A 10,200-nucleotide genomic window follows, 5' to 3' on the forward strand; every position below is an offset into this window, starting at 1 on the left:
TACGGAGTGCCTTTCCACTTGATGAAACCTTGACCCTCAGCAAGTCAATGTTCTCAAGCAGGACAGGCACTTCCGTGCATTACAGGGCCCGCGTCACCAGCCAATTCATGAAACGTCGAGGCTAGCCTGCAAGGTCTGAGCCTGGAAGTCGACCGTCATCAGCCTGCATCTAGCGGCTAAGTGGGCTACAAGCTTGGATTGCGGCGTTCTTCTCGCTGGTGGTGATGGGCAGTTGGTACTTAGCGAGGATGGTCACGTATGAGGTTGCGAATGGGCAGCGGGCGGCAGGGCTGGGAGGCATCCATTGGTCCATGCCTGCATCGCTTTTGGCGTTGTTGACTGCCGATGAGATCGCACGTAGCTCGATGGGATCATTGGCAAAGATTTGGCGTCTGGGTGAATCCCATTGCCATGCACCGGCGTTCCACACATGGTGGAGGGCGACTGTGTGGTCGATCTGAATGTCGGCCAGGTCGACTCGTTCTCCGCTGTAGGGGTCTCGCAGCCAGCCAGCGATGACCTTGCAGTTGTGGGTACCGTCTTTGTAGACGACGTCTTTAAGGTCGCGGGCCAAAATCCGTTGGCGCGTATCACATCCGGTGTGATTGGTGGGGTCATTCCATGCGGGTCCGAAGACGCAGTCTTGGCCCTTCTTGCAGCTGCGTTCGTAGCCAGGTACGGAGTCGATGCGGTCGACGACCTTGACTTGCCCCAGCAGTGTGGTCAGGTCAGCCGATGTGGCTTCGGGGGCGGCGATAGCTACTGTGTCGCCACGGTATCCGATATCGGGAAGGTGGGGGTGTAGCCACGTCACGATTGCGACTGTGGCGGCGCCTGCGATCGCGATCACGCGGTGGCGCCGTCCTGGTCTAACCACTCGATGCCTCCCCATGCGTTTGTTTGTGCTTTGCTCAGCGTAAGCGGGCGCGGGGACAAATCCGATCGCGACGATGCGCGAAATGTGCTGCACGACAGTCGCACCCGCAAATAACCGGTGCCACCAGCGTAGATGGCATGTCCCCCACGTGGCGGTGGTGGTGGTGGCAACAGCGAGACGCCTCCCTCGCAGAGGCAGGAGCCCGACTGATCGAGCCCGGCCGCGCACCCGGCAACAGCGATGGCTCCGGCTACGCCGACCCGATCGCCGCGGCGCCGGCCTGGAGGATCTTGCGGATCGTCTCGTGGTGCAGGCCAGTACTCGATGCGATGGCACGCTGGGATTGACCTCCGTCGTGGGTGGCCTCCAAAACGTCGGCGATCTGCTCGACTGGCCGTTCCACGATCGCTTTCTGCGTCGACTGATCCTGGATGCTCCGCGCGAGGGTGACCCAGTGTCGGCGGCGGTCGGCCGCTCGCTGCGCCTCCTGGTTTTCCTGTTGCACCCGAACGGCTTTCACCGTCATCGGGCGAACGCGGGACAAGATGGCGGCGCCGTGAGCGGTAGCCAAGAGGCTTACCGGCGGCACGACGCCGATCGCTGCCTTGAGCCACGGGGCCAATTCGGTGCCCGGTGGCGTGATGGCGTGCAGCGCGTTCGATCCGATGCTGGCCAACGCGGCCAGCGCGAGCACCCACCAGAAGAACCGGCGATTGGCGCGTTGCTGCGTGCCGTAGGCGCCCAGGGCGAGGACCGCCATGGTGGCCGAGAGGATAGTGCCGTCGACGATGATCGGCCACAACGGTGCGAGGCTGCGGGGGTAGCCGGCGCGGATCGCGAGGTCGGTCAGCGAGGCGAAGCTCAAGATGAACGAGGCCACACCGATGACGGCAGTGATCGACACCGCGGCGAAGCGGGTGGCGCGCAGCATCCTGGCCGAACCGGGCGCGGCCAGGACTTCCTCGTCGCCGGCCAGCACAAGCTCATCGTCGTCGCCCGAGACGACGGTCACCGGCAGTGTGGTGATCGGCGCCATCGCGGCTGCTGGACTACTTCCGTTGCGGGCGGGCTGCAGGTCAAGCGGGGCGTCGTCGACGGCAGTCATGGCGTCCTCAAAGATCGGCGGAGAATTCGTGCGCTCACAGACACTGATGAACCGAAATTGCGTGGCGCACAAGGCCACTGGAACATCGTCGCTGCAAATCGTAACACTGCCGTGGTGCCATTCCAGCGGGTGCCGACCAGCGCGAATGGCAGAGCCCCGGATAACGCTAGTGGCCAGAGGCCTGGGTTCCCGAGGTGCCGAACGGCGGCTCCTCGTATTCGATCTCGGGGATCGCGCCGAAGGTCTGTTCGACGCCAGTGGGGGCATCGTAGAGCTTGTCTTCGGGGAAGATCGCTGGATCGCGCTTGGTGGACTTGCCCTCGTCCTTGTTGTGGCCCCGCGCGCCGTGCATCGGCATCATCGGCATCATCGGCATTCTGCTGGCCGCCGCGGCCGCCGACGGCGATCCACCGCCGACGCCCTGCAAGGGGCTCGCCTGCAAGGCGCTCGAGCCGTTCATCGGCGTCACCGGGGTTTCCAAGCCGGCGGGCATGGTCACGCCCGGGTCCATGCCCCCGCCACCGCCAAAGCCGCCGCCGAGACCATCGAGGAGGTCGGGCTTGGCGACGTCGGCCGCAGACTTGGCCGATTCGGCGGCTTTACTGACGAGCTGACCGACCTGCTCGCCGGCCTTGCCGACAACCTCGCCAAGCTTGCTGCCGATCTGGGAGAACTGCTGGGAGAGCTGCTCGGCGATCTGCGAGCCCGTCTGCATGCCCATCTGCAGCATCTGCTCCATCATCTGCTCGGTCTTGTCGCCGCCCAGCATCTCCTGAGCTTTGTCCTGGGCGTCCTGGTCGATCGATTCGGGATCGAGCTCACCATCATCAGGAGTGCCATCGTTGAAGCCCGCCGCATTCTGGCCGTCCTGATTCTCGATGCCCGTCATGCCCGTCTGCACCCCGTTGTTGACGCCATCCGCGCCATCGGCGAGCGCAGGGCCCGCCGGCGCGAGACCAGTTTGCAGCTGGCCGGTGAACAGCGAGATCTGGTTTCCGACCGGACTGACTGCCCCGGGCGGTGCCAACGCCGACTGCACACCACTGGTCAGGTCCTTGGCAGCCTTATGACCGTGCTTGGCCAGGCGGTGAGACCCATGCCGAAACTGCGGGATGTCGTAAGTCAACGGGTGACCCATAAACGCGAGTCTAGCTGCACAGACAGGTATTAGCGGGGCCTGCCGCACCCCCGGAAATTCGACGCCCGACGCCCGACGCCCGACGCGCGCCCGGAGACGTGCCATCTGCGCTGGTCGGCGCGCACCTGACGTTAGCTCCGGACTGGAGTGCCCGCGTCGACGGTGGGACTCAGGAGAGCGAGCAGCGTGCGGCGGGCATCAATATCCGTCGGGTCGTCGTGCAACTCGTCGCACGCGATCCGGATCCTTCGGGCGATGTCGCGGTCATTCGCGCGAGGTGTCAGCCTCAGCAGGATGTCCCGAACGTTGGCTTGGACGACGGGGTCCAGAGGCGCGCAGTAGAGGTCATCGCAGGCCACTTGGATTTGCGTGGTGTGTGGGTCAGCCATTTGTCGCCTCTTCAGGAATCATCATATGCAAGCTGTACTTGCACGATACACCAACCTGTACTTGCGTTTCGCGTGCGCCTTTCCTGATGGTCGTCGCCATGGCGTTAATGTCGATGGGTGGCGTTCGACGACCTCAGCGAAGACGCGATGGCTGCGGCGTCCGGCAAGGTCGCGGCGGCTGCGCTCCGTGCGGCGCGCCTTGAGGCCACACGCTTACTGCTCGCTGGTCCTGGCGCTGGAGCCGGTGATGATCCGGCGGATGCCCTGGAAGTCCTAATGGCATCGAATCCGGACGACCCGCGATACGAGTTGCTCTGTGCGTTCGAAAAGGCCTGGTCGCTGTTGGTGGTGCGGATTCTCGCGACAGTGGGCGATCCCGGGCCAGCCATCGAGGATGCCCGCCGGCGGGGCGTCACAGTGCCGGCGATCGCCAAATCCCTTGGTGTGTCACACCAAGCGATCTACTCGCGCTACGCCGATGTGGTGCGCAAACAGCGCTAAGGGCACACCCCAAACCGTCAGTCAGCAGGCCCGTCGCAGTCGCCCCCAATGTCTTACCTGTGATTTTGTGCGTGATTGACGACGTCGTTTGTTGATGAATGGCGACGTCGGCGAAGACCTCGGGCGGCGGCCTGTTTGTGAATATGGGAGTCGGTGCAGCGCGTGTGAATTGCGTGGCCGACCGTCGAGGCTGTCCACGCCGATTGTCGACCTGCTTACTGGCTACTTAATACGGCGGTCGTCGTAGCGAACGGCGTCGGGAACCTTCGGCCGGGTAGCGCAATGATGCCTGCGGTAGCGGCGGCGTAGCAAAGGCCGGCGATTACGGTGCAGGCCGCGGTGAGGCCGGCGAGGAATGAATTTTGTGCGGCTGTGAGAAGCTCGGGCGTGTTGGCGGCGACGCCGAACGCGGTTTGCACCGAGTTGGCGGCCATGCTGGCTTTCCCGGTTGCCGCAAATGCGCTGCCAGCGAGGTGGGCGCCGAAGACTGATGAGAACAACGAGCCGACGATGGCCACGCCTAGGGTCGAGCCCAGCTCGCGGGTGGCGTCATTGACTGCCGAGCCGATACCGGCCCGAGCTGGCGGAAGCACGAGCATGATGGATTCTGTTGCTGGAGTGGAGATTAGTCCGATGCCGAGACCCATGAGCAGCATCTGGGCGACGATGGTGGACCAGTAGGGGGTGTTGGTGTTGATGCTGGCCGCGATCCAAGCCATCGCGGTGCCGAAGGACGCCAGTCCGCTGACCACCACGACACGGGTGCCGACGCGCGGTGCGAGCAGTCCACCGACCACGGAGCCGACCGCGATCGAAAGTGCAACGGGCAAAATGCGGGCGCCGGTCGCTAGTGGGCTGAACCCGCGAAGCACCTGGAAGTACTGGGTGATCAGGAAGATAAATCCTGACAGCGAGAAGAAGGTGACCGTCACTGATGCGCTGGCTGCGCTGAATCGACGGTCAGTGAAAAGTCTGACATCCAGCATGGGGTGTTCAGCCGCCTGCTCGATCATGACGAACGCCAGTGCCAGAGCGGCCGCGGCGGCGAATCCGAACAGCGTGGTGGTGCTGTGCCAGCCTCGGTTGGGTGCCTCGATGATGGTGTAGACGAGGATCCCGAGTAGGCCGATCGAGGTTGTCAGTCCCAGGATGTCGAGCGGCGGCACGTCGGGGTCGCGTGATTCGGGTACCAGGAAGTACGTGAGCGCCATGGCAATGAGGGCCAGTGGGACGAGTGCCCAGAACACGCTGCTCCACGAGAAGTGTTCGAGCAGAAGGCCGCCGGTGACCGGCCCAGCTGCGACGCCTGCACCGACAACGGCTCCCCATCCTCCGAGTGCGGTTGCGCGTTGGCGACGGTCGGAAAAGGTGTTGGTGATGATGGACAGTGTGGTGGGGAAGATCAGCGCGGCGAACGCGCCCATGCTGAACCTTGCTGCAATCAGTGCGCCTGCGCTCTCGGCGAGAGCGCCGGTTGTGCTGGTGACGGCGAAGCCGAGCAGCCCGATCAGTAAGGCTGGGCGCCGCCCGAAGCGGTCTGACAAGCTTCCTGCTGCCAGGACGAGCGCGGCGAAGGTGAGGTTGTAGCCGTCGACGACCCACTGCAGCCCGCGGGTGTCAGCATGAAGTTGGGTGGCGATGCTGGGCAGGGCGACGTTGACGATCGTGACATCGAGGTTGATGGCCAGGACTGCTACATAGACAGCGGCCAGAACCCCGGCCTTGCGGCTCATGTTGTCGCGCTGGGAACGCTTGTCGCGGCTTCGGTTCCGATGGCGATCCATTCGCCGAGCTGGTGCCGGGAGCGCAGGTGCTCGCCGTCGATGTGAACCCAACCTCGCATGGTCCGCCCTCTCATCTCCGCCGGCTGCGCGGCAGTAGTTCTGACGAGCTGTTCAACCTGCGCGGTATCCACACGGACCAGCAAGCCGCCATCAGCGCTGGCAGCCACTGCCATCCGGTCGCCGAGCAAAAACGCAAGCGCTCCAAACATCGGCTGCTCGCGCAGCGGCAGGCCATCGGCGAACGTCTCCCGCACGCGGGCTGCGAGATGCCTGTCGTAGGCCACTATGACCCCGAGGGTGTGTGCCATTCGCGGATTGCTGCCGCGAATTGCTCAGGGGCGTCGGAGGGGACGAAGTGGCCTGCGCCCTTAACGATGACGGTCTGATGATCGGTGAACGTCTGCTCCCACCGCCGCAGTTCGCTGTTCCCGAAGGCGAAATCGGAGTCGCCCCAGATGATCAGCGTCGGCAGTGCCGAGTTGTCAGTCAACCCCGCTTCGACTTCGGCGAGAAAGGCTCGGCTGGAAGTGATTTCACGGGGAAAGACCGCCGAGGCCTCCCGTCGCGCGGGACTGTCGAGTGCCTTTTGGTAGTGGGTCATCTGCTCATTGGTGGGCTTGCTTAGCCGATGCCCGACGGGGATCATGACGTTGACGAACAGGTTGAACTGCCGGATCAACAGCCGTCCGATCGGGCTGCCCATCACATGGGACATGATCTGAATTAGGGGGGCGCCGACCGGCCAGGCCCAGGTGTTAGTCAGCACCAGCCGGTCAAAGGCCTCGGGGCGCTGTTGCAGTGTGGCCAACCCGATCGGGCCGCCCCAGTCATGGGCCACCAGCGTGACCCCACTCAGCTCGAGTGCTTCAACGAACGCGCCGATCACCTGAGCGTGTTCGGTGGGCAGATACCGGTATCTAGGCGCGGCCACCGACAGCCCGAACCCGGGGTAGTCCACTGCGATGCAACGAAATTCGTGCCGCAGGGATTCGATGACTTTGCTGTAGTCGAACGACCACGTGGGATTGCCGTGCAGGAACAGCAGCGTGGGGCCTGACCCTTCATCTACGTAATGGACGCTGTGCCCGTCGACGTCGACGAATCGGCTCTCAAACGGGAACAACTCGTCATCGACCCAAGCGGGCCTTTCCGCCACCGACATATCCACCCCTCCCTCTCCTCACATGATATAATCAAGTACACATGATATTTGCAAGCGGACGGTGATGAGTCGAGATTACGGTCAGTACTGCGGACTTGCTCGGGCCCTGGATGTAGTGGGTGACCGGTGGAGTTTGTTGATCGTGCGCGAGCTGCTGATTGGACCGGCGCGTTACGGCGAGCTACGCGATGGGTTATCCGGTATCGCAACGAACCTTCTGACCGGCCGGCTCCGAGACCTGGAAACCGCCGGCGTGGTCGAGCGGCGATTGTCCGACGACGCCAACGCGATCACCTATGCCCTCACGCCGTGGGGGGCACAACTGCGCGAGCCCATCAACTCGTTGATCCGCTGGTCGATGCCCCTGATGGTCCGTGGACCCGAAGGCGACGAATTCCGCCCTGACGGGCTTTTGGTGGCACTTCCCGCCCTGTTCGCTGGTCGGGTGCCTACCGATCAGTCAGTGGCGGTGGGTATCACCGTCGACGGCGTAACGGTCCAACTGCGAGCCACTGATTCCGGCGTCGTCGTCGAAAGGCACGACGGGCGCAAGCTTGACGGTGTGCTCGCCGCCGAGGCGCAGCTTGTTTTCGGACTCGCAGTGGGCGTGTTGTCGCTTGATGACGTTGTCGCGCTTGTGGACATCGATGGCGACGAATCCGCCTTGCGAAGCTTCTTCGACGCGCCTCAGTCCCCTGCCAACTTCAGCAGATGATCTCGGCGACAACCCTGTTCGCGGGTACTGATGCCGCCTAACTCTCGGGTTGAGTTGTACGCGGCGATTCGTCGCGACGCACGCGCCGGCATATCCGGGCGCGAGCTCCAGCGCAAACACGGTGTCGGGTGGCGCACCGTGCAGGCGGCCATGGCATCGGCGTGGCCGGCCCAACGCGCCACCTACCCGACCAGAGCATCGAAACTCGATGCTTTCAAACCACTGATCGACGAAATCCTGCGCACAGACCTTGACGCGCCGCGCAAGCAACGCCACACCGTCACCCGCATCTTCGAGCGGTTGCGCACCGAATACGGCATGGACGATGTGTCCTACCCAGTGGTGCGGGCTTACGTGGCCAAACGACGACCAGATATCAGCATCGAGTGTGGCCGCGGCGCGCCCGGGGTGTTTGTGCCCCAGACGCATCTGCCCGGCCGGGAAGCCGAGGTCGATTTCGGCGAAATCAGTGTGCGATTGAACGGCCAACTCGTCACATGCCACCTGTTCTCGCTGCGGATGTCATACTCCGGCAAAGCTATTCACCGAGCGTCGGCAACCGGTGGGCAGGAAGCGTTCTTCGAGGGTCACTTGCACGCCTTCGAGGTCATCGGCGGAGTACCGGCCGGCAAGATCCGCTACGACAATCTCAAAGCCGCTGTGGCCCAAGTGATCGGGTTCTCCCGCCAACGCGTCGAGACAGACCGCTGGGTGGCGTTTCGTTCTCACTTTGATCTCGACGCTTTCTACTGCCAGCCGGGAGTGACGGGGGCGCATGAAAAGGGCGGCGTGGAAGGCGATATCGGACGGTTTCGACGCAACCACCTCGTGCCGATACCTGAGGTCATGTCGCTGCGCGAACTCAACGAACTCATCGATGACTACGACCGCGCCGACGATGATCGCCGCATCGGTCACCGCGCCCACACCGTCGCCGAATCCTTCAGCGCTGAACGCCAACTGCTCAAACCATTACCTGTCGAGCCATTCGAGACCGGGCTGTGGCTGACACCGCGTGTGGATCGATACTCCCAAATCACTGTCCGCACCAACCGCTACTCGGTGCCCTCCCGGCTCATCGGCCGTCAAGTCCGGGTGCTACTCAACGCCTCCGACCTAACCGTCTACGACGGCAGGACACCCGTGGCTACCCACGAACGGCTACTCACCAAAGGCGGCTCACGCCTGGACCTGGACCACTACCTTGAGGCCCTCGTCCGCAAGCCCGGTGCCCTACCCGGGGCGACCGCGCTGGAACAAGCCCGCACCGCCGGCACATTCACCACAGCCCATGACGCGTGGTGGGCAGCAGCCTGCAAGGCCCACGGCGACACTGCCGGCACCCGCGCGCTCATCGAAGTCCTTCTGCTGCACCGGCACATCAACCAGCGCGATGTCGTAGCCGGCATCGCCGCAGCACTACAAGCCGGCGCGCTGACCGCTGACGCCGTTGCACTCGAAGCCCGCAAAGCCGCCGACACCACCGAGGGAGTCACCGCCGCCGTCAGCCCACCCACCGCAGACACAACGTCGGTGACATCACTAACTCAACGCCGGTTGACCCACCTGCCCGCCGACACTCGGCCACCGCCCTCGGTGACCGTCTATGACCAGCTTCTACGGCGAAGCACCCAGTAGAAACACCGGGAGGAAAGGGCCATCACCGATGAGTGCACGAGCACGCCGCGGACTGACTGAACAAGCCGCCGACACCGCAATCGACCAAGCCTGCCGCATGCTGCGGCTACCCACGATCCGACAACACTTCCCAGAAACCGCCGACACCGCCGCCCGCCAGCAGCAGTCCTACCGCGCCTTCCTGGCTGAATTACTCCTCGCCGAATGCGACGACCGCGCCCGTCGGCGCTCCGAACGCCGCATCCGAGCTGCCGCCTTCCCTCGCGAGAAGGCCCTGCGCACTTTCGATTACGCAGCCAACCCCAACGTTGACCCCGCCGTCATAAACACCCTGGCCACCTGCGAGTGGGTGCGCAAAGGCCAACCCCTCTGCCTCATCGGTGACTCCGGCACAGGCAAGAGCCATCTACTCATCGCCCTGGGCACCGAAGCAGCGATGGCTGGCTTCCGAGTCAAGTACACCCTGGCCGCCAAACTCGTCAACGAGCTCGTCGAAGCCGCCGACGAAATGACCCTGACCAAGACGATCGCCCGCTACGGTCGGGTCGACCTGCTCTGCATCGACGAGCTTGGCTACATGGCCCTGGACAAGCGAGGCGCCGAGCTGCTCTTCCAAGTTCTCACCGAACGCGAGGAAAAGGCCTCCGTGGGCATAGCGAGCAACGAGGCGTTCAGCGGATGGACCAAGACGTTCACTGATCCGCGGCTCTGCGCGGCGACCATCGTCGATCGCCTCACCTTCGGCGGCAACATCATCGAAACCGGCACCGGGAGCGTCCCGGGGAGTGGTGTAAGTGATGGCGGCGTGTCGGTCCCTGACGTAAGAGGGCCATCGCGTGAGTCTCTGTGGTGAAACGACCAAGAATCACTACCGAGAGGAACATCGCGATG

At 63.8% G+C, this 10,200-nt stretch carries 10 protein-coding genes; 4 read left to right on the forward strand and 6 right to left on the reverse strand.

What is annotated here, in order from left to right:
- Positions 1–169 precede the first annotated feature (169 nt).
- The 3 genes from H7I87_RS15015 to H7I87_RS15025 form a co-directional block, all read right to left on the reverse strand.
- Positions 170–850 carry an HNH endonuclease family protein gene (locus H7I87_RS15015; RefSeq protein ID WP_231102437.1) on the reverse strand — a complete coding sequence of 227 codons (681 nt, stop codon included), beginning with the start codon at positions 848–850 and terminating at the stop codon, positions 170–172.
- Between the two features lie 277 nt (positions 851–1,127).
- Positions 1,128–1,982 carry a DUF2637 domain-containing protein gene (locus H7I87_RS15020; RefSeq protein WP_244275057.1) on the reverse strand — a complete coding sequence of 285 codons (855 nt, stop codon included), beginning with the start codon at positions 1,980–1,982 and terminating at the stop codon, positions 1,128–1,130.
- 166 nt (positions 1,983–2,148) lie between these two features.
- Positions 2,149–3,120, reverse strand: a complete 972-nt coding sequence (locus H7I87_RS15025) for a hypothetical protein (protein ID WP_090417683.1) — start codon at positions 3,118–3,120, stop codon at positions 2,149–2,151.
- A 506-nt stretch (positions 3,121–3,626) separates the two neighbouring features.
- Between H7I87_RS15025 and H7I87_RS15030 the strand changes: the two genes are divergently transcribed.
- Positions 3,627–4,010 (forward strand): hypothetical protein, encoded by a 384-nt coding sequence (locus H7I87_RS15030; RefSeq protein ID WP_090417692.1) that lies wholly within the window; start codon positions 3,627–3,629, stop codon positions 4,008–4,010.
- A 215-nt stretch (positions 4,011–4,225) separates the two neighbouring features.
- On the opposite strand, the gene H7I87_RS15035 is transcribed toward H7I87_RS15030, so the two are convergent.
- The 3 genes from H7I87_RS15035 to H7I87_RS15045 are packed head-to-tail and all read right to left on the reverse strand — an operon-like array spanning position 4,226 to position 6,956.
- Positions 4,226–5,743, reverse strand: a complete 1,518-nt coding sequence (locus H7I87_RS15035; RefSeq protein WP_062886416.1) for an MFS transporter — start codon at positions 5,741–5,743, stop codon at positions 4,226–4,228.
- Positions 5,740–6,078: a TfoX/Sxy family protein gene (locus H7I87_RS15040; protein WP_062886424.1), complete on the reverse strand. Its 339-nt coding sequence runs from the start codon at positions 6,076–6,078 to the stop codon at positions 5,740–5,742. Before H7I87_RS15040 ends, H7I87_RS15035 begins: the two co-directional genes overlap by 4 nt.
- Complete coding sequence (locus tag H7I87_RS15045; RefSeq protein WP_062886417.1) at positions 6,078–6,956, reverse strand: alpha/beta fold hydrolase; 879 nt, start codon at positions 6,954–6,956, stop codon at positions 6,078–6,080. Before H7I87_RS15045 ends, H7I87_RS15040 begins: the two co-directional genes overlap by 1 nt.
- Before the next feature lie 64 nt (positions 6,957–7,020).
- On the opposite strand from H7I87_RS15045, the gene H7I87_RS15050 reads away from it, so the two are divergent.
- From H7I87_RS15050 to istB, 3 genes are read left to right on the forward strand one after another with little or no spacing between them, the layout of a single operon-like run.
- Complete coding sequence (locus H7I87_RS15050) at positions 7,021–7,671, forward strand: winged helix-turn-helix transcriptional regulator (protein ID WP_062886418.1); 651 nt, start codon at positions 7,021–7,023, stop codon at positions 7,669–7,671.
- Positions 7,672–7,701: 30 nt separating this feature from the next.
- Positions 7,702–9,309, forward strand: coding sequence for an IS21 family transposase (istA, locus tag H7I87_RS15055; protein WP_062886419.1), 1,608 nt, complete (start codon positions 7,702–7,704; stop codon positions 9,307–9,309).
- A 28-nt stretch (positions 9,310–9,337) separates the two neighbouring features.
- Entirely contained in the window at positions 9,338–10,162 is an 825-nt protein-coding gene (gene istB, locus H7I87_RS15060; protein ID WP_264002748.1) for an IS21-like element helper ATPase IstB, read from the forward strand.
- The last annotated feature ends 38 nt before the right edge of the window (positions 10,163–10,200 follow it).

This window comes from Mycobacterium timonense, assembly GCF_025821985.1.
GTDB lineage: Bacteria > Actinomycetota > Actinomycetes > Mycobacteriales > Mycobacteriaceae > Mycobacterium > Mycobacterium avium.

Bases quoted from the DNA above. Each gene is read 5' to 3' on its own strand.
- H7I87_RS15045 (WP_062886417.1), bottom strand. From the start codon at position 6,956: ATGTCGGTGGCGGAAAGGCCCGCTTGGGTCGATGACGAGTTGTTCCCG.
- istB (WP_264002748.1), top strand. From the start codon at position 9,338: ATGAGTGCACGAGCACGCCGCGGACTGACTGAACAAGCCGCCGACACC.
- H7I87_RS15050 (WP_062886418.1), top strand. From the start codon at position 7,021: ATGAGTCGAGATTACGGTCAGTACTGCGGACTTGCTCGGGCCCTGGAT.
- H7I87_RS15035 (WP_062886416.1), bottom strand. From the start codon at position 5,743: ATGAGCCGCAAGGCCGGGGTTCTGGCCGCTGTCTATGTAGCAGTCCTG.
- H7I87_RS15020 (WP_244275057.1), bottom strand. From the start codon at position 1,982: ATGACTGCCGTCGACGACGCCCCGCTTGACCTGCAGCCCGCCCGCAAC.
- istA (WP_062886419.1), top strand. From the start codon at position 7,702: ATGCCGCCTAACTCTCGGGTTGAGTTGTACGCGGCGATTCGTCGCGAC.
- H7I87_RS15025 (WP_090417683.1), bottom strand. From the start codon at position 3,120: ATGGGTCACCCGTTGACTTACGACATCCCGCAGTTTCGGCATGGGTCT.